The 20529-nt window shown below is 61.7% G+C and carries 21 protein-coding genes; 11 read left to right on the top strand and 10 right to left on the bottom strand.

The window, feature by feature from the left end:
- Positions 1 to 6: 6 nt before the first annotated feature.
- Together V7651_RS12965 and V7651_RS12960 are read right to left on the bottom strand one after the other, a co-directional pair.
- A complete protein-coding gene (locus tag V7651_RS12965; protein ID WP_051625001.1) occupies positions 7 to 432 on the bottom strand; it encodes a hypothetical protein in 426 nt (141 codons plus the stop codon).
- Entirely contained in the window at positions 429 to 839 is a 411-nt protein-coding gene (locus V7651_RS12960) for a GFA family protein (RefSeq protein ID WP_035540520.1), read from the bottom strand. Before V7651_RS12960 ends, V7651_RS12965 begins: the two co-directional genes overlap by 4 nt.
- A 141-nt stretch (positions 840 to 980) precedes the next feature.
- On the opposite strand from V7651_RS12960, the gene V7651_RS12955 reads away from it, so the two are divergent.
- Complete coding sequence (locus tag V7651_RS12955; protein ID WP_051625002.1) at positions 981 to 1274, top strand: dodecin family protein; 294 nt, start codon at positions 981 to 983, stop codon at positions 1272 to 1274.
- A 72-nt stretch (positions 1275 to 1346) separates the two neighbouring features.
- The gene (locus tag V7651_RS12950; RefSeq protein WP_035540521.1) at positions 1347 to 1556 is read left to right on the top strand and encodes a dodecin; all 210 of its coding nucleotides are present in this window, start codon (positions 1347 to 1349) and stop codon (positions 1554 to 1556) included.
- Between the two features lie 8 nt (positions 1557 to 1564).
- Here the strand turns inward: V7651_RS12950 and V7651_RS12945 are convergent, their stop codons facing one another.
- Both V7651_RS12945 and V7651_RS12940 read right to left on the bottom strand, forming a co-directional pair.
- Entirely contained in the window at positions 1565 to 2269 is a 705-nt protein-coding gene (locus V7651_RS12945) for an RlmE family RNA methyltransferase (RefSeq protein WP_035540523.1), read from the bottom strand.
- Positions 2259 to 3392 carry a Ppx/GppA phosphatase family protein gene (locus tag V7651_RS12940; protein WP_035540554.1) on the bottom strand — a complete coding sequence of 378 codons (1134 nt, stop codon included), beginning with the start codon at positions 3390 to 3392 and terminating at the stop codon, positions 2259 to 2261. Before V7651_RS12940 ends, V7651_RS12945 begins: the two co-directional genes overlap by 11 nt.
- A 224-nt stretch (positions 3393 to 3616) precedes the next feature.
- Here V7651_RS12940 and hspQ point away from each other — a divergent pair, with 224 nt between their 5' ends.
- Complete coding sequence (hspQ, locus tag V7651_RS12935) at positions 3617 to 3895, top strand: heat shock protein HspQ (RefSeq protein WP_051615695.1); 279 nt, start codon at positions 3617 to 3619, stop codon at positions 3893 to 3895.
- Positions 3896 to 3915: 20 nt separating this feature from the next.
- Here the strand turns inward: hspQ and V7651_RS12930 are convergent, their stop codons facing one another.
- From V7651_RS12930 to rfaE2, 3 genes are all read right to left on the bottom strand, one after another.
- Positions 3916 to 5691, bottom strand: a complete 1776-nt coding sequence (locus V7651_RS12930) for an SLC13 family permease (protein ID WP_335613424.1) — start codon at positions 5689 to 5691, stop codon at positions 3916 to 3918.
- Between the two features lie 77 nt (positions 5692 to 5768).
- Complete coding sequence (locus V7651_RS12925) at positions 5769 to 5948, bottom strand: hypothetical protein (RefSeq protein WP_035540526.1); 180 nt, start codon at positions 5946 to 5948, stop codon at positions 5769 to 5771.
- Positions 5945 to 7411 (bottom strand): D-glycero-beta-D-manno-heptose 1-phosphate adenylyltransferase, encoded by a 1467-nt coding sequence (gene rfaE2, locus V7651_RS12920; protein WP_051625003.1) that lies wholly within the window; start codon positions 7409 to 7411, stop codon positions 5945 to 5947. Before rfaE2 ends, V7651_RS12925 begins: the two co-directional genes overlap by 4 nt.
- A gap of 216 nt (positions 7412 to 7627) precedes the next feature.
- Here rfaE2 and V7651_RS12915 point away from each other — a divergent pair, with 216 nt between their 5' ends.
- The 6 genes from V7651_RS12915 (at position 7628) to V7651_RS12890 (ending at position 14062) form a co-directional block, all read left to right on the top strand.
- The gene (locus V7651_RS12915; RefSeq protein ID WP_035540527.1) at positions 7628 to 9085 is read left to right on the top strand and encodes a cryptochrome/photolyase family protein; all 1458 of its coding nucleotides are present in this window, start codon (positions 7628 to 7630) and stop codon (positions 9083 to 9085) included.
- The gene (locus tag V7651_RS12910) at positions 9082 to 10398 is read left to right on the top strand and encodes an NAD(P)/FAD-dependent oxidoreductase (RefSeq protein ID WP_035540528.1); all 1317 of its coding nucleotides are present in this window, start codon (positions 9082 to 9084) and stop codon (positions 10396 to 10398) included. The genes V7651_RS12915 and V7651_RS12910 overlap by 4 nt, the downstream gene beginning before the upstream one ends.
- Positions 10395 to 11201 carry a DUF1365 domain-containing protein gene (locus tag V7651_RS12905; RefSeq protein ID WP_051625004.1) on the top strand — a complete coding sequence of 269 codons (807 nt, stop codon included), beginning with the start codon at positions 10395 to 10397 and terminating at the stop codon, positions 11199 to 11201. The genes V7651_RS12910 and V7651_RS12905 overlap by 4 nt, the downstream gene beginning before the upstream one ends.
- Positions 11198 to 12421, top strand: coding sequence for a cyclopropane-fatty-acyl-phospholipid synthase family protein (locus V7651_RS12900; RefSeq protein ID WP_335591482.1), 1224 nt, complete (start codon positions 11198 to 11200; stop codon positions 12419 to 12421). The genes V7651_RS12905 and V7651_RS12900 overlap by 4 nt, the downstream gene beginning before the upstream one ends.
- A 147-nt stretch (positions 12422 to 12568) precedes the next feature.
- On the top strand, positions 12569 to 13231 hold the full coding sequence (locus tag V7651_RS12895) for a hypothetical protein (protein ID WP_335613423.1): 663 nt from the start codon (positions 12569 to 12571) through the stop codon (positions 13229 to 13231).
- A gap of 117 nt (positions 13232 to 13348) precedes the next feature.
- A complete protein-coding gene (locus V7651_RS12890) occupies positions 13349 to 14062 on the top strand; it encodes an SDR family NAD(P)-dependent oxidoreductase (RefSeq protein ID WP_335613422.1) in 714 nt (237 codons plus the stop codon).
- Here V7651_RS12890 and V7651_RS12885 read toward each other — a convergent pair.
- From V7651_RS12885 to tpiA, 3 genes are all read right to left on the bottom strand, one after another.
- On the bottom strand, positions 14059 to 15693 hold the full coding sequence (locus tag V7651_RS12885; protein ID WP_335613421.1) for a CTP synthase: 1635 nt from the start codon (positions 15691 to 15693) through the stop codon (positions 14059 to 14061). The two genes, V7651_RS12890 and V7651_RS12885, sit on opposite strands and share 4 nt — an antisense overlap.
- A 63-nt stretch (positions 15694 to 15756) precedes the next feature.
- On the bottom strand, positions 15757 to 16242 hold the full coding sequence (secG, locus tag V7651_RS12880) for a preprotein translocase subunit SecG (protein ID WP_051625005.1): 486 nt from the start codon (positions 16240 to 16242) through the stop codon (positions 15757 to 15759).
- Positions 16243 to 16322: 80 nt separating this feature from the next.
- Positions 16323 to 17069: a triose-phosphate isomerase gene (gene tpiA, locus V7651_RS12875; RefSeq protein ID WP_335613420.1), complete on the bottom strand. Its 747-nt coding sequence runs from the start codon at positions 17067 to 17069 to the stop codon at positions 16323 to 16325.
- Between the two features lie 87 nt (positions 17070 to 17156).
- On the opposite strand from tpiA, the gene V7651_RS12870 reads away from it, so the two are divergent.
- Positions 17157 to 19070, top strand: coding sequence for a peptidylprolyl isomerase (locus tag V7651_RS12870; RefSeq protein ID WP_335613419.1), 1914 nt, complete (start codon positions 17157 to 17159; stop codon positions 19068 to 19070).
- On the top strand, positions 19067 to 20494 hold the full coding sequence (gene trpE, locus V7651_RS12865) for an anthranilate synthase component I (protein WP_335613418.1): 1428 nt from the start codon (positions 19067 to 19069) through the stop codon (positions 20492 to 20494). Before V7651_RS12870 ends, trpE begins: the two co-directional genes overlap by 4 nt.
- Positions 20495 to 20529 lie beyond the last annotated feature (35 nt).

Below are 20529 nucleotides of genomic sequence, written 5' to 3'. Positions count from 1 at the left end.
CCAGCTTCAGTCGACGCAGATTGTGTATTGGGCCATCCCGTCATTGACCTCCGAATAGCAGCCGAACGGGCTGTCATTGGCTTGGCATATGCCATCCTCGGTCGGCTGTCCCATCTCATCATCCGAGTCGGCGGAGAGGAGGCAGCGGCCTTCACAATCTTCCGTTCCCTTGCAGGCCTGTCCGGCGTCCGCATAGGGCCGAACGCACTGGTCATAACCAAGCATACCGCCCGGCCCGACCTCGCCTCCGGCCGCTTCACATGCCGCGCGCTCGGCTTTCGTGGCCCGCTTTCCCTCAAACCGGATCTTCTCATGCCCGGATGCAGCCATTGGCGCCGGTCCTTCCGCCGCCCCGTCCATGTCCGTGCCGCCCATGCCAGTACAGGCGCCCAGCAATATCATCGCGGTTGCCCCCGCCAGCAGCGCCCTCATTGACCGGGCGCCTTGTCGAACACGGGGATGCCCTCGGGTTTTGCGTGAAAAGGCTGAGCGTCGCACATGTAGATGGCCATCTGCGCCATTCCAAAGTCGGCGGGATTGTCGAGCGTGCCCGCCTTGAGCAGGTATGCGCCCGGCATATACGGGCTTTCTGACCACAAAGGGGTCCCGCAAGTACCGCAGAACGACCGCTTAACGGGCGCCTCAAGGTCGCTCCGGGCATAAGTGGCGGGCTCGCCTGATGTCAGCTGGAACGCTGCGGCAGGCACGCCAAACACCATGTTCGGCTGTCCACCCGAGTAATACTGGCACTCACGGCAATGGCATTGCCCATTGAAGATTGTATCACCGTCAACCTCATAGCGCACCGCGCCACAATAGCACCCACCTTTGGCTTTCATCCTGATCTCCCTGTTCTGTAGTTAATATTGTGGCTTGATTGGTTAAGCACGGCAAGGCAGCGCCAGATGGAACGAATGGCATGCCCGATGCATAGAACCAATGGAGGGATAAACGCGTACATGAACTGAAAGGAGACTTGTTTGGCATCGACAACTTACACCACCCGCCAAATCACAGGCACGTCCGATATTTCAGTCGATGATGCGATAGCGCGCGCTCTTAATGTTGCGCGCCAACGCTTCAGCGAACCCGAATGGTTCGACGTCGTTACCGCCCGTGGCTTCCTCAGCAACGGCAATGTCTCGCACTATCAAGTCACCCTTGATCTCGGCTACGCGAAAGAGCGTGGAACCCTGGAGGATGACCGTTACTTCACAGCTGCCTGTTCCGGCCGCAAATCGGAAATGTACCATACGGTCGATCTGCGTCTCTGAGGCGTATATCCCGAAAGTTACGGAACATTCCGTCTGCTCAGACGATTGGTCTCCACAACAAGGAGGACCACCATGTCAGCAGATACCTACGCCATCACCAAGATCGTTGGCACATCGAAAACATCCATCGAAGACGCAATTGACGGCGCTCTGGCCACGGCCAGCAAGACCCTGCGCAGCCTCGACTGGTTCGATGTCACATCGACCCGTGGCTTCATTGAAAACGGCAAGGTCAAATTTTACCAGGTCACAATCGAGCTCGGCTTCAAATACGAAGGCTGATGTTCGGCCTAGCAGCGAAAGCCTTTGGCAATCACAAAAATCTCAGGGCTGCCCGCACGACTTGCGGGCGGCTTTATGTGCTTCACGGTCTTGAAGTTTGCTTTCAGCATGTCGAGCACATCCTTCGTCGTGCCCCCCTGGAAGACTTTCGAACAAAAGCTCCCGCCCGGGGCCAGATGCTCAACGGCAAAGGCCGCAGCCATCTCAACCAGCGCAACTGTGCGCAAATGGTCCGTCTGCTTATGGCCTGTCGTGTTCGCCGCCATGTCTGACAGCACGAGATCGGGCTTGCCGGTCAGGCCTTTCAGCATGCGCGCCACATCGTCAGGCTCGTTTACATCGCCCTGGATGATATGCGCGCCCTCGACCGGATCGACCGGGAGCAGGTCAATGCCCACAACTTCCAGCGCGCCCTTGGCGACCGCGACCTGCAGCCAGCCACCCGGTGCGCAGCCAAGGTCGACAATGCGCTGGCCGCGTTTCAGCAGGCCGATCTTCGTATCTATTTCCAGCAGCTTGTAGGCCGCCCGCGCCCGGAAGCCTTCGTCCTTGGCTTTGCGCACATAGGGGTCCGACAGCTGGCGCTCGAGCCACTTCTTGGAACTGTCGCTCTTGGCGTGGTGGGCATGTATCTTGCGCTCGCCCGTCTGGCGTCCGGAAGTCCCTTCCTTGCCGGTCGGTCCCTTCCAGCGGCGCTTCTCTTCATCCGCCATCTTGTATGCCCTTCTGATCATCGCCGCCGGTCTGTGTTTGTCCGGGCTTGCGGCCCCGCCGTCCGCGCCGGCGCGGTTTCGGCTTCTTGGGCCCATACATCATCGACAGCAACAGGCCTTCGCGCAGGCCCCGGTCTGCAACACGCAGTCGGCCCGCCGGACAGGCTTCCCAAACCGCATCCACGATCGCGCAGCCTGACAGCATCAGCCCTGCGCGTTCATTGCCGATGGTCGGCAGTTTTATGCGACCATCCATGCCCACATCCCGCAGCAGCTTGATGGCAGCGAGGCCATCCTCCTGGCTCAGCCATGTTCCATCCACCTTGTCACGGCGATACCGGTCGAGCTTCAAGTGAACACCGGCCAGGCAAGTCACCGTGCCGGACGTGCCAATCATGTGTGCTTCGGATTCCGCCATGGCCTCACGCACGGCGGCGATACCGGGCCAGCTGGCAATTGTCTGGCGCGCATGGTCCAGCATCAGCGGATAGGCTTCCACCTCGTCCAAGTGCGCAAAGGCCTCCGACAGCGTTACCACGCCCAGCGGCAGGCTCGTCCAGTCAAGGATCGGGGCATGCTCCAGCAAGCCCTTGAACCCGTTCTCGCGTGCGGCCCGCGCATCGACCCATGACAGCTCCGTCGAGCCGCCCCCGATATCGACCACCAGCACGGAAGAAGCGTTCGGTTCGATCAGGTCATGGCACCCGATCGTCGCCAGCCGCGCTTCTTCCTTCGCTCCGATGATCTTGAAGGTCAGTCCCGTCTCTTCATGCACACGGCGAATGAACTCGGCGCCATTGGCGGCCTTTCGACAAGCCTCGGTCGCGATGCAGCGCACGCGGCCCACGCCATGCTGCTTCAGCTTCTTGCGGATGTTGCGGAGGGCATCAATGGCCCGTTCAATAGCGGCGTCAGACAGGCGGCCAGTCTCGTGCAGCCCCTCCCCCAGACGTGCAATTTGGGAATGCGAATCGACCACGCGAAACGTCTTCCCCCGTGGCTCAGCGACCAGCAGGCGGCAGTTATTTGTCCCAAGGTCGACGGCCGCAAAAAGCGGTGCCGTCTTTCCGTTGCGCTGGGCGCCTCGCTTTTCGCGGGTACCGGGCGCTTTTTTATCAGCCATGGTGTGGCCCAAATTGATGACTTGGGGCATTGTTATCACAGGAGCGGGAAATGGCTAGTGGACCAAACTTCTTCTCGTGGTTGAAAAACCCATTCAGGCGTCGGCGCAGGAAAGCGCAGACAAAACCTCTCCTATTGATCAATCCGATTGACGGAAATCGTCGATACAACGCGATATCCCGGCACAATGCCAAGTTCCAGATCGGCCAGGTCGTCCGTCATCGCATGTTTCCCTTCAGAGGCGTAATCTTCGATGTGGACCCCCAATTCGCCAATACGGCGGAATGGTATGAGTCGATCCCCGAAGAAGTCCGCCCCCGCAAGGACCAGCCCTTCTACCACCTGTTCGCCGAGAATGAGCGCACACATTACGTCGCCTATGTGTCCGAGCAGAACCTCCTGCCCGACGATTCCGAGACCCCGCTAACCCATCCCGAAATCCACGAATGGTTCACGCTGACGGGCCGCGGCACCTATGAACTCAAAAAGGGCGTCGCCAACTAGGCTCTGCCTCAAGCGTCCCCTCAGGCCAGATAGAAGAAATAGATCGCGACACTCGTCGCTACGCCGACGATCAGGTTCATGGGCACGCCGATCTTCAGGAAGTCCGAAAACCTGTAATTCCCCGCGGCATGCACGATCGTGTTCGTCTGATAGCCGATGGGCGAGGCAAAGCTCGCACTTGCTCCGAACATCACCGCCACGACCAGTGCGCGCGGATCAATGCCCAACTGCGTGCCGATTCCGATCACCAGCGGCGTCATGATGACTGCTACAGCCGCATTCGTCACCACTTCCGTCAGCACCGAGGTCAACAGATAGACCATCAGCACAAGCCAGAACGGCGAAGCCATCACCAGCACTGGCTGCAACACGCTGACAAGTGCCTCGACGCCGCCTGCCGATTGAAGCCCCTGCCCCACCATGAGCATCGCCACGATCAGCGTCAGAACGCCCGCATCCATCGCTTCGAACGCATCATTCAGCGTCAGGCATCCAAAGGCCAGAACGGCCCCCACACCGATCAGCGACGTGATCAGCAACGGCACGCCAAACACCGCTGAGGACAGGATCACCGCGACAAGGATGGCAATTGCCAGCGGCCCCCGCTTGCGGCGGAACGGCTCCACCTTGAGTGAGGTGTCGACCACAAGCGCGCCTGATGCCGCAAGGTCGCGCAGCTCACCGGGCGTGCCATCAATGATCATCCGGTCCCCGGCCTTTACGCGTGCGCTGGCAAGATCGGGCCCCGGCAGGCTGCCAAAGCGGGTCAGCCCACGCACGGTCACCGCATGGCGCGACAGGTAGGTCATCTCCGAAACCCGCCGCCCGATATTGGGGTCATTCGGCGTCACCGTGGCCTGGGCGTGCTCTTCTGCGCCGCCTTCCAGCTGGCGCAGCTTGATACCGATCCGGAACAGGCCGGAATCCACCATTGTCAGCAATTCCTGCAGGTCCGCGCGCAGCGTGATCCGGTCCCCCGCCTTCAAGATGGATTCCTCATCCGCCACGGCCAGCCGCCGGTTACCGCGGAACAGCGATATGACGTTAATGCCTTTCTTCGCCAGTTCCGGCACATCTGAGACCAGCTTTCCGGCCGCTGGCGATTCCTCACGCACATAGACATCCGTCAGGTAGGAAGAATCGAGCGCAGGCCGCGCCACGTCGCCCTCTGAGCGCGGCAACAGCAGCCAGCCAAGCCCGAGCAGGATGACAAGCCCTGAGGCGAACGTCACAAGGCCAATTGGCGTAATCTCGAAAATGCCGAATGGCGCGAGACCATTTTCCTGCGCCACGCCCGCCACCAAAAGGTTTGTGGATGTACCGATCAGCGTGCAGGTGCCCGCAAGGATCGAGATATAGGACAAGGGGATCAGCAGCTTCTTCTCTGAAATCTTCAGCCGCTGCGACAACTCGATCACGATAGGCAGCAGGATGACCACGACGGCGGTATTGTTCACGAAGGCCGATGCCACCGATACAATCGTCCCCAGCAACAGCAGGGCCCCGACGGCCGACTTGTCCGCCACCTGCAGCACAGAGGCTGCCATCGCATCCAGCACGCCGGTACGGCGCAGCGAGGCCGCGAGGATGAACATGGCGCCAATCGTGATCGGCGCGCTGTTGGAAAAGGCCGAAAGGGCGCCTTTCTCATCGAGAAAGCCCAGCATCAGGAAGACGCCTGCCCCGACCATGGCCATAGCCGCAGCCGGCAGCCGCTCCATGAAAAAGCCGACAAACATCAGCCCGAGAATTGAAAGTGAAATAAGCGCAGCGTGGTCGGTCAAAAAGGCCTGCATTCATGTGTCCCGCTGTGTGAGGTGAGGTTCATACGCGTAGCTTCAGCGCTGGTTGCCTCAGATGCCACGTGATCCTGTCAGCTTGACAGGCCGGTATCCGTTCCCTCGATCAGGGCGATCACCGCATCCCAATGGGCCAAGGCTTCCACATCGCCCTGCGCCGCCACCTCGGCCGCCCGCAGTGTTGCGATCACGGCGGCATCCTCGCCATACTGGCGCATCAATTGTCCGGCGGTGCTGGCGGCTGTCTCGCTCATTCGGCCTGCGCATTCGCTCGTGCAATGGCGGCCGTTGTCGACTGTCCATCGACCAGCGGCACAATATGTACCGTCCCGCCCCGCGCCAGCACAGTATCCGCGCCGACAATCGTCTCAATCGAATAGTCCCCGCCCTTTACCAGAAGATCCGGCTGCAGCGCCTCGATCAGCTCTCGCGGCGTGTCCTCGTCAAATACGACCACCGCATCCACAGCCGTCAGCCCGGACAGCACCCGCGCCCGGGACACTTCATCATTCACCGGCCGCGTTGGCCCCTTCAGGCGCTTCACCGACGCGTCGGAATTCAGCCCCACGATCAGGCGACCGCACCGCGCCTTGGCTTCTTCAAGCACGCGCAAATGACCCGGATGAAGGATGTCGAAACAGCCATTGGTGAACCCGACCGTAAGCTGCGCATCGCGCCATACTTCCACCTGGTCCTTCAGGGTCTCCAGCGGCACATGTGACACGCCGCCATTCCGCATGCCCATTTGCAGCGCCTGGCTCAGTTCGACCGCCGCCACGGTTGCCGTGCCCGACTTGCCAACAGCAATCCCGGACGCCGCAATTGCCAGCGCCACTGCCTCTTCCAGTGTGCCGCCCGCCGCGAGGCCGAGCGCCAGCGCCGCAATGCTCGTGTCGCCAGCGCCGGACACGTCATAAACTTCCCGCGCCTCGCCTGAGCGGTGCATGACCTCTCCGCCCTGCGTGGCGAACGACATGCCCTTGGCGGCTCGTGTCACGACAATCGCTTTGGCCGGCAGGATGCTCAGCGCCTGTCCCAGCGCCTCGGCGGCGTCGCGGTCCGTCTCCACCGGCAGGCCCATGGCCTGGCTCAGCTCGACAGCATTTGGCTTCAGCACATCCACTGCGCCATAGCGCGCAAAATCGAGCCCTTTAGGGTCAGCAATTACGGGAATGCCATGGGCACGTCCCGCCGCAATTGCTGCCTCGATCACGCCCGGCGTCACCGCGCCCTTGGCATAATCAGACAGAATGATCAGGCTGGCATCCTTGGCCGCGTCTTCCAGCGAGACGACGAGGTCGGCCTCCGTCGAGAGGTCAATCGCCTTCGTATCCTCGGCATCGACCCGCAGCAGCTGCTGCCCGCCTGCCACGAAACGTGTCTTGAGCGTTGTCGGTCGGTCGCGCATGACGATCAGGTCGGCTTCAACCCCGTCAATCTGCCCCAGCAACTCGGCCAATGCGCGCCCTTCAGCATCATCGCCGACGACGCCGATCAGCGAGGTCTTCATGCCGAGGGTCGAGAGGTTCCGCCCCACATTGCCCGCGCCGCCCGGCATCGCCGCTTCGCGCGTGCGCCGCATGATCGGCACCGGTGCTTCGGGCGAAATACGTGCCACATGGCCATAGACAAACCGGTCGAGCATCACATCACCGACGCAAACAACGCGTTTGCCTGCGGCCGCGCGGACCAGTGCCATCAGTGCGCTCGTTTCCATTAGCGATAGTCCGCCAGAAAAGCTGCGTAATCTGTTGCAATTACAACGTAATGTGGCTCAAGCCCGAAATACGAGGCCATGCTGGCGACTCCCTTTGTTAACAGGATATAGCCGCCCGTCGCGCCCCGCGAAACCCATCGTGGCATCAACTGATCCAGATGCGCTTCAGCGGCGTAAGAGAAGCATACACCAACCCGTAACCATCCGGAGCCTGCCCTGACTCAATCTGCCCCCGCCATCGTCTGGTTCCGAGAAGACCTGAGACTCGCTGACAATCCGGCCCTCACGGCGGCTGTGAAGACCGGTCGGCCGTTGGTTTTGCTCTATATCCATGACGAAGTGTCCCCCGGATTGCGGGCGCGTGGCGGCGCATCCAAATGGTGGCTCGGCAAGTCCCTGGCAGAGCATGCACGCCAAATCGAATATACCGGTGGGCGTCTCACGATACGCGCCGGCGGAGCGGAAGAAGTCCTGATCGATATTATCGCCGAAACCGGCGCGACGTCCGTGTTCTGGAACCGACGCTATGGCAGCGCCGAGCGTACGATCGACACCGACCTGAAAGCGATGCTGCGGAAAGGCGAAATGAATGTTTCAACATTCAACGGCCGCCTGCTGACAGAGCCGTGGGACATTACCACCGGCGCCAGCACGCCTTACAAGGTCTTCACACCCTACTGGAAAGCCCTGAAGTCCACCTACCGCGCCCCGCCCGTCCTCGCGGCGCCTAAAGCGCTGAGCGGCCCGGTTCTCAAATCCCAAGCTATCGAGTCGCTCGGCCTGCAGCCGACCAATCCCGACTGGTCCGGCGGTCTGGAAGCGACCTGGCACCCCGGCGAGGCCGGCGCCATCGAGCGTCTCTGGGAATTCCTGGAAGGCTCGATCAACACCTACGCCCAGGATCGCAACCGTCCTGACCTTGAAGGTGGCACGTCCCGCCTCTCACCGCACCTCCATTTCGGTGAGATCAGCCCCGCCCAGGTCTGGCGCGCTGTCCAGCACGGTATCAGTGCCGGAAAGTTCGACGAATCCAATGCCATGACTTTCCTGTCCGAACTGGTCTGGCGCGAATTCTCCTACGTCCTGCTCTACTACAATCCGGATCTCGCAACGGAGAACTACAATTCCGATTTCGACTTGCTGCCCTGGCGGGCAGATTGCGACGCGGTGAAGTCATGGCGCGCGGGTCAGACAGGTTATCCCATTGTCGATGCCGGCATGCGCCAGCTCTGGCATACAGGCTACATGCACAACCGTGTCCGGATGATCGTCGCATCCTTCCTCACCAAACACCTGCTCCAGCAATGGCAGGTTGGCGAAGACTGGTTCTGGGACACGCTGGTCGACGCAGACCCCGCCGCCAATGCCGCCAGCTGGCAGTGGACCGCCGGCAGCGGCGCCGATGCCGCCCCTTATTTCCGCGTCTTTAACCCGATCACGCAGGGCCAGAAGTTCGACCCCCACGGCACCTATGTGCGCCGCTGGTGCCCGGAACTCTCCTTCCTGCCTGACAAAGTGCTCCACACGCCATGGGAAGCAGACAGCGACACGCTGAAGGAGGCCGGCATCACGCTCGGCACGACCTATCCCAAACCGATCGTCGATCACGCTACGGCCCGCCAGCGCGCACTCGACGCTTATGATACCCTCAAGGAAAAACGGAACGCCGCATGAAACGAATCGCCATTATCGGATCAGGCATTTCCGGCCTCGGCGCCGCCTATGCCCTGAAAGACACGGCCGACGTCACCGTTTTTGAGGCGGACGACCGGCTCGGCGGGCACGCCTGCACGCACGTGTTCGATTATGACGGCCACGAAACCGCCGTCGATCTCGGCTTCATCGTTTACAATGGCCTCAACTATCCAAACCTGATCGGCTTCTTCGACGCGCTCGGCGTCGCCACCCAGCCCTCCGACATGAGCTTCGCGGTGTCCGACCGCGATGGCTGGGAATGGGCGTCCACCGCGCGCGGCATCTTTGCCCAGAAGCGTAATTTCCTCAGCCCTAAATTCCACCGTTTCTGGCGCACCATTCTGCGCTTTAATGACCTCGCCCGCGCCGAATTCGCCGCCGGCAAGATCGCCGACACCACGCTCGGCGCCTGGCTCGACATGCACGGCTTCGACCAGCCGTTCCGCTGCAACTATATCCTCCCCATGGGCGCAGCCATCTGGTCGACGCCCGAGGCTAATATGCTGGACTATCCGGCCCAGAGCTTCTTCCAGTTCTTCGAAAACCACCGTCTGATGCACAAGGAGCGCCCGAAATGGCGCACCGTCACCGGCGGTAGCCAGACCTATGTCCGCGCCGTCGCCGCAGAGCTCGGCCAGCGTGTACGCACCAATTCGCCCGTCACCCGCGTCGCCCCCTTCGGCGACAAGGTTACTGTCCTGACAGCAGACAAGCGCACCGAAGTCTTTGATGACGTCATCCTTGCCTGCCATTCCGACCAAGCCCTGCGCCTCGTGCAGGACAGCTATGAAGATCGCGCCTTCCTGCTGCGCTCCGTCCACTATCGTCCCAACACGATCTATCTGCACCGCGACCCGGCTCTGATGCCAACCCGCCGAAGCGCCTGGGCCAGCTGGAACGTCATCAAGCAGGACAATGGCGACATCTGCCTCACCTACTGGATGAACCGCCTTCAGGGTCTTGATGATGCGCGCCCGCTCTTCATCACACTCAACCCCGAAGTGCCGCCGATGGACCATCTGGCCTTCCATAAATACGAATTCGACCATCCTCAGTTCGATGGTGCTGCAGAAGCGGCTGTACGCGGACTCAAGCGCACCCAGGGTCAAAATGGCCTGTGGCTCGCTGGGGCATGGATGGGCCGCGGCTTCCACGAGGATGGCCTCAAGTCCGGCCTTTCCGCCGCCCTTTCCCTTGGGGGCCGGGTCCCGTGGGAAGCGAAAGGCGTGGACATTCATGCAGGCTCGCGCAAAACTAGCTTTATGGAAATTGCAGCAGAGGTGTCGGTTTGACCGTCCCAGCGCTCAGTTTGTGGAAAGGTCAGACGGCACACGCACGCTATGTGCCGTTCGAACGCCGCTTTGCCTACAAGATCGCCATGATCGATATCGACATTGACCGACTCGATGAGGCCGATGCGCAGACACCCTTCTTCTCCATTGACCGGCGGGGCCTTTTCTCCTTCCACCGCAAGGATCATGGTGACCGGATCGACGTGCCCTTGCGTCCGTGGGCAGAGCACATGTTCGCGCAAGCTGATGTTGCGCTGAACGGCGGCGCCATTCGCCTTGTCACTTTCCCGCGCCACCTGCTTTACCGCTTCGCGCCAATATCGCTCTGGTATGGCTATGGACCGGAAGGCGACCTGCGCGGCATCATCTACGAGGTAAACAACACGTTCGGCGAGAGCCATTCCTATGTCGCGGCCGTGTCGCGCGACCGCTCGCGCCATGTGGCTGACAAGGCCTTCCACGTCTCGCCCTTCTTCGACGTGACAGGCACCTACCGTTTCACGCTGCGCCAGCCTGACGTTCGCCTCGGCGTCGTGGTGGAGAGCCTGAAGGATGATGTCCGCCTGCACATGGCCAACATCACCGCCCGGCGCGTGGCAGCGACGCCATCCGCCCTCCTCCGCACGGCCGTCTCGATGCCGCTTTCCACAATCGGCGTCACGATCGGCATCCATTGGCAGGCCTTCCTCCTCTGGATGCGCGGCGCGAAATACCGATCCAAACCCAAGCCCCCGGCAAACGGTGCCACAATTGCCGTTGAAACGGCATGCGATCTGCCACGAGTTGTAAAGGACGCCGCATGACCGACCCAATCATCGCCACCACGCAGTCAATCGGCCGCCTCAAGGGCGTACCCACCACGTTCCGGCTGGTCGCCCTCGCTGTCCTGCGCACCCAGCGCGGCAAGCTTCAGTTCACCCTGCCGGATGGCCGCCAGCTCCTCTTCAAGAATGCCGAGCCCGGCCCCGAAGCCGAAATCATCGTCCACGACTATGGCTTCGTGAAACGCGCCCTTGCGGGCGGCGATGTCGGCTTTGCCGAGGCCTATATGGACAGCCAGTGGTCGACGCCAAACCTGACCAAGGTCCTGCAATTCTTCTCCGCCAATTTCGAGAGCGCACAACGCCTTGCCCGCGGCGGCATGGTCGTGCGCTGGGCCAACATGGTCCGCCACCTCTTCAACCGGAATTCCAAGGCCGGTGCGCGTCGCAACATCATGGCGCATTATGATCTGGGTAATGACTTCTACCGTCTCTGGCTCGATCCCAGCATGACTTATTCATCAGCGATCTTCGAAAGTCCGAACCAGTCGCTCGAACAGGCCCAGCAGGTCAAATACCAGGGCATCTGCGACCGTATCGACGCAGGCCCTTCCAGCAGCATCCTCGAAATCGGCTGCGGCTGGGGCGGTTTCGCCGAATATGCCGCCAAGCATCGCGGCAGCAAGGTCACCTGCCTCACCATCTCTCCGTCCCAGCGCGACTACGCGATGGAGCGCATGCAGCGCGAAGGCCTCTCCGAACGTGTCGATATCCGTCTCGAAGACTATCGCGACCATCAGGGCGTCTATGACGGCGTAGCCTCAATCGAGATGTTCGAAGCCGTCGGCGAATCCTACTGGCCAAGCTATTTCGCGAAGATCTTCGACAGTCTGAAGCAAGGCGGAAAGGCCGCGCTCCAGATCATCACCATTGATGACCACCTCTTCGAAAGCTATCGCAGCCGGGTCGATTTTATCCAGCGCTATATCTTCCCCGGTGGCATGTTGCCGGGCGAAACAGTCCTCAAGGAACAGTTCGCCAAGGCGGGCCTGCGCCATGACGGCGTCCATTATTTCGGCCAGGATTATGCCCGCACCTGCCATGAATGGGCCCGCACCTTCAATGACAAATGGGACGAGATCCAGACCTTCGGTTTCGACGAACCCTTCAAGCGCATGTGGAACTTCTATCTCTCCTATTGCGAAGCGGGCTTCCTCGACGGCCGCATCAATGTCGGCCAGTTCTCCGTCTCAAAGGCCTGATCCTGCGGGAATGGTGATGCGCTTTCCCCGGCACACCCGGGCGAAAGCGCCCGTCGCAATTGGCCCTGATGAAAATCTGTCCTACCGCACAGGCGCGGCGCCTATCCTCGCCGAATGCATTATCAGCCCACTCCTCTAGTCTCCAGTATGATCCGCTTCGCGTGGAACCAGGCAGGCTATCTGGTCGAAGGGCTCCACCGCTCTTTCGCCCTCGGGCTCACCGGCTGCCGCCCCTTCCTGCTGCGCCCCGTCCGCGCCCGCCTCGCCGCAGAGCTTGCACGCTTCGAGCCGCTCGTTCGTCGTCTCCTCTTCCTCATGGCACTTGAGCTCGGTGCCCTGCCGCCGCGCGCGCAGACAAACCTGACGTCCAAATCAGGCGGCGCAAAACACAGCGCACCGGAATCTTGCCGCTTCCTCCGTAAACCCCGTTTCCGCATTGCCGAGCCACCGAAGCGCGCGGTCCACAGCCTTCCGCCCCGCCGCGTCGCCTCCACCGGCCCCGGCTTTCGCTATCTGGACCTGCCGCTCCCGCCACCCGCGCCCTTCGCGTATCCGCCGCAGCCGACAGACATTCTGCCAGCAAAGCCGCTGATCCAGCGCCTGCGCGCCCTGAATGACGTGTTCGAGAACCCGCTCTTCTACATCACCGCCATGCGCCGCCGCCTCGGACAGCCGCAAGCTCCGGCCCCGGTCCGCGCCGACACACCGCCCGCCTTCCGCTCCCGTGCCCGTTCAACGCTCGAACGCGAGAACCTGAGCGGCCTGCAGGCGGAAATCGCCGCCCTCGTGCCGCACCTGAACTCCTCCTGATATCAACTGCATCGCCACTCCGCCTCACGCGACATGCCCCCCGCATGTGGCGCTATCTGTGCTGGGTCTTTCCTTGCGCCGCCGATGCCTTAGCTTCCCGCCTGAAGGAGCAACACTATGCAGGCAGTCATCTTCGGCGCATCCGGCGGTATCGGCCGCGCCCTCGTGGCCCAGCTCGCCGCGCGACCTGGCATCAGCCACATCCACGCCGTCTCGCGCTCCGGCACTGAGGCAGCCGAAAAGATCACGCCGCATACGGCCGACATCACCAGCGAGGCCGATCTCGCCGCCCTTGCCACCGCGCTCAAAGGCGCAGGCGAAATCGCCCTCGTCATCGTCGCCACCGGCCTGCTCTCGGATGAAACCGACCTCCAGCCAGAAAAGTCCTACCGCCACCAGTCCATGGACGCTTTCGAACAGGTCTTCCGCGCCAACACGTTCGGCCCGGCCCTCCTTGCGAAACACATGCTGCCGCTTATGCCCCGCAAGGGGCGCGCCGTCTTCGCCGCCCTCTCGGCCCGCGTCGGCTCGATCACAGATAATCGCCTCGGCGGCTGGCACGCTTACCGCGCCTCCAAGGCCGCCCTCAACATGCTGGTGCGCAACTACGCCATCGAACAGGCCCGCGTGAACGACCAGTTCATCGCGGTCACCCTGCATCCCGGTACGGTCGACACAGGCCTCTCCCGCCCTTTCCGGTCAAACGTGCCCGACGCACAGCTCTTCAGCCCGGACCAGTCGGCCGACTATCTCTTGAAAGTGATTGAAGGCCTGAGCCCCGCCGACACCGGCAAGAGCTTCGACTGGGCCGGTAAGGAAATCCCGGCCTAAACCAGTCGGCTCTGCTTCACCGCCGCGCCGATAAAGCTCGCAAACAGCGGGTGCGGCTCGAACGGACGTGATTTCAGTTCGGGGTGGAATTGCACGCCGATGAACCAGGGGTGGTCCGGCAGCTCGAAAATCTCCGGCAGCCTGCCATCCGGCGACATGCCCGAGAACAGCACGCCCGCCTTCTCCAGCTGCTTGATATAGCCAGCATTCACCTCATAGCGGTGGCGGTGACGCTCGGAAATATCCAGTGAGCCATAGATCTCGGCGACCTTGCTGCCCTCTTTCAGGCGGGCCGGATACGCGCCCAGGCGCATCGTGCCGCCCTTGTCGGTGTTCTCGTCACGCACGACGCGCTCATTGCCCTTGGTCCACTCTTCCATCAGGCCGACGAGCGGCGACTTGGTCGGGCCGAACTCGCTGGTCGAGGCATCTTCAATGCCCGCCATGTGCCGCGCCGCTTCCACGACCGACAGCTGCATGCCGTAGCAAATGCCGAAACATGGCACCTGGCGCTCCCGCGCAAACCGGGCCGCCCGCATCTTGCCATGCGCGCCGCGCTCGCCAAAGCCACCCGGCAGGATCACGCCATGCACGCCTTCGAGAATGTCCAGCGGCGCATGTTCGTCATCGAACTGCTCGGAATCGATCAGCCGGACCTGCACCTTCACCTGGTTGGCGAGGCCGCCATGCACCAGCGCTTCCATCACCGATTTATAGGCGTCCGGCACGTCCGTGTACTTGCCGACCAGACCGATACAGACATCGCCGTCGGGGTTGCGGATCGTCTTGGCAATCTTGTTCCACGAGGTCAGGTCAGGCTCAGGCGCGTCCGTGATCCGGAAATGGCCCAGCACTTCGGTATCAAGGCCTTCGGCATGATAGGCCGCCGGCACGTCATAGATATGGCCCACATCGCGCGCCTCGATCACCGAGGAAGGGCGCACGTTACAGAAGCTCGCAATCTTGCCTTTTTCCGTCTCCGGAATCGGCCGGTCACAGCGGCACAGCAGGATATGCGGCTGGATGCCGATCGAGCGCAGCTCCTTCACCGAGTGCTGCGTCGGCTTGGTCTTCATCTCGCCGGCTGCGGGGATGTAGGGCAGCAGCGTCAGGTGGATGAAGCAGGCGCGCTCCGGGCCCAGTTCCTGGCCGAGCTGGCGAATGGCCTCGAAAAAAGGCAGGCCTTCAATGTCGCCCACCGTGCCACCAATCTCGCACAGCACGAATTCCACGTCCTCGCCCGGATCCGACAGGACGAAATCCTTGATGTCATTGGTGACGTGCGGAATCACCTGGATCGTCGCGCCGAGATAATCCCCGCGCCGTTCCTTCTCGATGATGCGCTGATAGATGCGCCCCGTCGTGATATTGTCTGACTGGCGTGCCGAGACGCCGGTAAAGCGCTCATAGTGGCCAAGGTCGAGATCGGTCTCTGCCCCGTCATCGGTAACATAGACTTCGCCATGCTGGCGGGGGCTCATCGTGCCCGGATCGACGTTGAGATAGGGGTCCAGCTTGCGCAGGCGGACCTTGTAGCCACGTGCCTGCAGCAATGCGCCGAGTGCGGCGGAAGCAATCCCTTTGCCAAGGGATGACACCACGCCGCCCGTAATGAAAATATAGCGGATCATGGGACTATCCCGATGCCGTGATTCGTTGATGATTGGCGCGGGCAAAATGCCCTTGCCGCAAATTTACTGGGGATTGCCCGTTTCCGGATCAGCCGGAACAGGGGTTTCCTCTACTGCCGCGTCGCCTTGAGGCAGGACAGGCTCGGATGCGGTCGGATCGACCAGGTCATCCGCAGGCGCGTCAGGGTTCGTCAGGCTTCCCGATCCGGCATCCTGTCCGTCCAGAAGCGACGTCGTCGGGTCAAACAGGTCTTTCTGCTCCACCGGAGCGCCTGTTTCGTCGACGCTGAGCGCCTTTTCGACGTCCGAGCGCGTATCGCTGGTCCGGTTGGCAATCGCAGTGAGCGCAAGGCTTGTAACAAAGAACACGCCGCCAAGAATGATCGTGGTGCGCACCAGCGCACCTGCTGCGCCACGTCCCGACATCAGCGAATTGCCACCGCCGCCGCCGCCCATTCCCAAACCGCCGCCTTCCGATTTCTGAATCAGAACCAGCCCGGTCATGATGACACAGGCGAAGATGTGGACGACGAGGATGAGATTCTGCATGGCGGACCGAATTTCCTGAAATCAAGGGGCCCGCATATCGCCTATGAAGGCGAACGCCAAGCCTCTCCCGTCAGTCTGTGTTAAATTGCTGACATGTAAATGGAGAGGAAATCCTCGGCCTTCAAGCTCGCACCGCCGATCAGGCCGCCATTAACATCAGTTACGGCAAGGATTTCGGCGGCATTGCCCGGGTTCATGCTGCCGCCATATAGAATCAGTGTGACCGCCGCATCAGGTCCGAACCGGCCCGACAGCCAGGCCCGAATGGCGCCATGTACTTCGCCAATCTGTTCCGTACTGGCCACTTTTCCGGTCCCGATGGCCCAAATTGGTTCATAGGCAATCACGAAATCAGCCGCGCCAATGCCCTCTGGAATCGAGCCCGCGAGCTGGCTTTCAATTCGCTCCAGCGTCCGTCCGCCTTCGCGCTCCTCGAGACTTTCCCCGACACAAATGATCGGAACGAGGCCTGCCCGCAGCGCGGCTTTGGCCTGCGAGGCAACCACGGCGTCGGTTTCGCCATGGTCTGCGCGGCGCTCGGAATGGCCTACGATCACGTGAGACGCGCCTGCATCTGCCAGCATTTCAGCCGAAATATCGCCCGTATGCGCGCCTTTTTCGTTCGGATGGCAGGCTTCCCCGCCGATTCGCAGCGCAGAATGCCCCTTCGCCGCTGATCCAAGTGCCACCAGCGTGGCTGGCAGGCAGAGCAGCGCCGTGACATCGTCCCGTCCGGCGCCAACTGCAACAGCGACTGCCTCTATCTGCGAAATCCCGGCCTTCAGGCCGTTCATTTTCCAGTTTCCCGCGATCAGTGTCCGTGACATGCAGCCATCCCTATCTTGCAAGACTAAGCCGTGTCGCCTAGCAAGCACTGAGCCATCCCGCAAACCCTCAGAAAGACTGCGTCAAATATGCTAGCCGTGATGAAAAGCCTGATGAATTCGATCTTCGGCAAGATCGTCGTCATGATCATCTGTGCAGGCATGGCGCTCTGGGGCGCCGATCAGGCATGGACGGCGGTGAATTCCGGACTCGGTGGCAATCTGGCCGGAGCCGGTACGCGCGGCATTGATGCAACATCACTCGACCGCCGTGTCGAAACCCTGCTGCGCAATATCAATACGAATTCTGACAAGCCGATCACCAAGTCGGAAGCCGTCGAGCAAGGCATTGTCGATCAGGTCTTCGAACTGGAAAAGTCGCGCATCGTCAGCCTCGGTTATGCCAATGCCATTGGAATCAAACCCTCGACCCAGGCCGTGGTCGAACAGCTTAAAACGGTCGACGCGTTCAAGAATCCCCTCACGGGCGAGCTTGATCTCAACACATATCGTGAAGTCCTCTACCAGAACCGCCTGACCAAGGAAGAATACGAGCAACAAGTCTCCGACGACCTGATTCTCAAGACGCTGAGCGAAGGCGCCACAGCGGCGCTCTTCCCGCCGCAGGTCCTTGCCGGCATTCAGGCACTCTATATTGGAGAAACACGCGACGTCGCATGGTTCATCCTCGATGCGTCCAAGGCCCCGACACCGGATGCGCCGACCGATGAGGAAATCCGCGCCTATTACGACGCCAACCTTGCGGCGCTTGAGCACCCGGAACGCCGGGCGATTGACCTCCTGCAAATGTCCGCCGACGATTTCCTATCGCAGGTAACGGTTACCGAACAGGAAATCGCGACCATTTACGAGGCGACAAAATCCGAGCGCTTCTCGGAGCCGGAACAACGCACCTATATCGAACTCTATTTCGCCGACCGTGATACGGCCCGCGCCGCATTCGGCCTGCTCGCAGGTGGCGCAGACCCGGCCACGCTGCCCGGCGTCCTCTCCAGCCAGACCAAGACCGGCGACAAGGACAGCATCACCGACGCCGCCCTCCGCGACGCCATGTTCGGCCCCGGCAAGCAGAGCGGCGCCCTGCTCGACCCGCGTGAGGTTGACGGCCGCTGGCAAGTTGCGCGTCTGGTGTCTGTCCAGCCCGGCGCGGTCTACCCGATCGAGACAGTCTCTGACGTGATCCGTGGCGAACTCGCCCGCGAGCGCGCCCAGGTCCTGTTCTACGAGAAACTCGACGAGCTCGACCGCGCCATCGGCGCCGGTTACCCGCTCAGCCAGATCGCCTCCGAACTCGGTGTGCCGGTCATCAGCTTCGAGCCGGTCGATGCCAATGGCATGACGGAAGACGGCACGATGATGAACGGCCTGATCGCCGCGCAGGATGCCTTTAACGATGCCTTCAAGATCAATGCCGGTGATGTTTCCATCCGGTTCGACGGCAATGACGCTGTTTACCTGACATCGCCAAGCACCGTTGTCGCGCCGAGCACGCCGGACTTCGAGAAGGTCAAGGAAGACATCCGCCAGACACTGGTCGGCCAGCGCGCCGCAACGGCGATGAAAACCTTCACGGACGATATCGTCGCCAGCATCAAATCAGGCGAAACGACACTCGCAGCCGCCGCCGCAGCTGCCGATTCCGCGGTCGACTCCCCGACGATGCCGCTGACGCGTGTCACAGCCGAGCAAAGTGGCCTGCCCACGCCGGCCATCACCGCCATATTCAGTGGCGCGGAAGGCGACGTCTATGCCTATCCAAGCCGCGCTGGCGACAAGTACATGGTCGTTCGCCTCGACAAGATCACGCCGCCGTCGGATGAGGCGCTTGAAGTGCTTGGCACACGCGCCACCTCATCGCTCAATCAGGCCCTGAACGAAGACCTCCAAGTCGCCCTTCAGGCCGAGATCGAACGGGCCATCAAGCTGAAGACCAATCCGGGCGCCCTTGAAGCCTACAAGAGAACGATTGCTTCCGATCAATGAGCACAGCCCGTCTGATTGTTCGCAGGCGCATCGGGGATATTGAAACGCCCGTCGGCGCGATGCTGAAACTGGGCGACGACCAGCCCGGCAGCTTCCTGTTCGAATCCATTGCCGGTGGCCAGCGCCTCGGCCGCTATTCCTTCATTGGTCTCGAGCCGGAACAATGGTTCCGCATCCAGGACGGCGTGGCCGAAACTGCCACCGACGCTGCCTTCAGCGACGGCGTGAAGCTGGACGCCACCCCCGTCGACGCCCTGCGCGCCTTCGTGGCCAGCGCCCGCGCCGAAACAGACACGCCCCTGCCCCCCATGGCCTCCGGTGCTTTCGGCTATGTCGGCTATGACATGATCCGGCACGTGGAGCCGGTCACCATCACCGCTGAAGACACGCTCGACGTGCCCGAAGCGCTGCTGGTCATCCCCAAGGTCGTTATCGTGTTCGACCATATCTATCAGGAAATCCTGCTCATCGGCCGTGTCCATAATGGCAACGAGGCAGCGATCAACACGCTGCTGGACGAAGTCGAAGCCCGCCTCGAGCGCCTGCCCGTCGTACCGCCCAAGGACCAGAAGCCGACCGAGGTGACGCTCACCTCCAACACGACCAAGGAGCGCTATTTCGAGATCGTCGAGAAGTGCCGCGAATACATTCGCGCCGGCGACATCTTTCAGGTCGTGCCGAGCCAGCGCCTGTCGACGCCCTTTACCCGCAAGTCGATCAGCTTCTACCGGGCCCTGCGCCGCCTGAACCCGTCGGCCTTCATGTTCCACATGAACCTCGGCACCGTCCGTCTTGTCGGCTCCAGCCCGGAAATCCTCGTCCGCGTCCGCGATGGCCGTGTCGCCATCCGTCCCATCGCTGGCACGCGCCCCGTCTCGGGCGATGCCGCAGAGGATGCGCGCCGCGCCGAAGGCCTGCTGGCCGATCCGAAAGAGATCGCCGAACACCTCATGCTGCTGGACCTTGGCCGCAATGATGTCGGCCGCGTCGCCGCCTATGGCAGCGTCGAAGTCACCGAGCGTTTCATCGTCGAGCGTTACAGCCACGTCATGCACATCGTCTCCCATGTCGAAGGCAACCTCCGCGAAGGCCTCGACAATGTGGACGCGCTCTTCGCGGGCTTCCCGGCGGGCACGGTCTCCGGCGCGCCCAAGATCCGCGCCATGCAGATCATCAACGAGATGGAAAGCGCCAGCCGCGGCATCTATGGCGGCGCCGTCGGCTATTTCGGCTGGAATGGCGACCTCGACACCTGCATCGCCCTGCGCACCGCCATCATCAAGGATGGCCAGCTCCACATCCAGGCGGGCGGCGGTGTCGTCCTCGATTCCGTGCCGCAATACGAATATGACGAGACCCTGCACAAGGCGGGCGCCCTCCGCCGCGCCGCCGAACTCGCCGCCACCTACGAGTTCGACCAATGACGACACGCTCACTCAAGGAACTCATCCTGAGCGAA

It is taken from the genome of Hyphomonas oceanitis, assembly GCF_036964545.1.
In the GTDB taxonomy this organism is placed as follows: domain Bacteria; phylum Pseudomonadota; class Alphaproteobacteria; order Caulobacterales; family Hyphomonadaceae; genus Hyphomonas; species Hyphomonas oceanitis.
This window is presented reverse-complemented; position numbering and strand designations above follow the sequence as displayed.

What these genes read in the sequence shown, in the direction of transcription:
- trpE (WP_335613418.1), top strand. Translation starts at nt 19,067, where the DNA reads ATGAGCACAGCCCGTCTGATTGTTCGCAGGCGCATCGGGGATATTGAA.
- tpiA (WP_335613420.1), bottom strand. Translation starts at nt 17,069, where the DNA reads ATGTCACGGACACTGATCGCGGGAAACTGGAAAATGAACGGCCTGAAG.
- V7651_RS12930 (WP_335613424.1), bottom strand. Translation starts at nt 5,691, where the DNA reads ATGCAGGCCTTTTTGACCGACCACGCTGCGCTTATTTCACTTTCAATT.
- V7651_RS12885 (WP_335613421.1), bottom strand. Translation starts at nt 15,693, where the DNA reads ATGATCCGCTATATTTTCATTACGGGCGGCGTGGTGTCATCCCTTGGC.
- V7651_RS12965 (WP_051625001.1), bottom strand. Translation starts at nt 432, where the DNA reads ATGAGGGCGCTGCTGGCGGGGGCAACCGCGATGATATTGCTGGGCGCC.
- V7651_RS12960 (WP_035540520.1), bottom strand. Translation starts at nt 839, where the DNA reads ATGAAAGCCAAAGGTGGGTGCTATTGTGGCGCGGTGCGCTATGAGGTT.
- V7651_RS12890 (WP_335613422.1), top strand. Translation starts at nt 13,349, where the DNA reads ATGCAGGCAGTCATCTTCGGCGCATCCGGCGGTATCGGCCGCGCCCTC.
- V7651_RS12925 (WP_035540526.1), bottom strand. Translation starts at nt 5,948, where the DNA reads ATGAGCGAGACAGCCGCCAGCACCGCCGGACAATTGATGCGCCAGTAT.
- V7651_RS12895 (WP_335613423.1), top strand. Translation starts at nt 12,569, where the DNA reads ATGATCCGCTTCGCGTGGAACCAGGCAGGCTATCTGGTCGAAGGGCTC.
- secG (WP_051625005.1), bottom strand. Translation starts at nt 16,242, where the DNA reads ATGCAGAATCTCATCCTCGTCGTCCACATCTTCGCCTGTGTCATCATG.
- V7651_RS12870 (WP_335613419.1), top strand. Translation starts at nt 17,157, where the DNA reads ATGCTAGCCGTGATGAAAAGCCTGATGAATTCGATCTTCGGCAAGATC.
- V7651_RS12940 (WP_035540554.1), bottom strand. Translation starts at nt 3,392, where the DNA reads ATGGCTGATAAAAAAGCGCCCGGTACCCGCGAAAAGCGAGGCGCCCAG.
- V7651_RS12945 (WP_035540523.1), bottom strand. Translation starts at nt 2,269, where the DNA reads ATGGCGGATGAAGAGAAGCGCCGCTGGAAGGGACCGACCGGCAAGGAA.
- hspQ (WP_051615695.1), top strand. Translation starts at nt 3,617, where the DNA reads ATGTTTCCCTTCAGAGGCGTAATCTTCGATGTGGACCCCCAATTCGCC.
- V7651_RS12900 (WP_335591482.1), top strand. Translation starts at nt 11,198, where the DNA reads ATGACCGACCCAATCATCGCCACCACGCAGTCAATCGGCCGCCTCAAG.
- V7651_RS12910 (WP_035540528.1), top strand. Translation starts at nt 9,082, where the DNA reads ATGAAACGAATCGCCATTATCGGATCAGGCATTTCCGGCCTCGGCGCC.
- V7651_RS12950 (WP_035540521.1), top strand. Translation starts at nt 1,347, where the DNA reads ATGTCAGCAGATACCTACGCCATCACCAAGATCGTTGGCACATCGAAA.
- rfaE2 (WP_051625003.1), bottom strand. Translation starts at nt 7,411, where the DNA reads ATGGAAACGAGCGCACTGATGGCACTGGTCCGCGCGGCCGCAGGCAAA.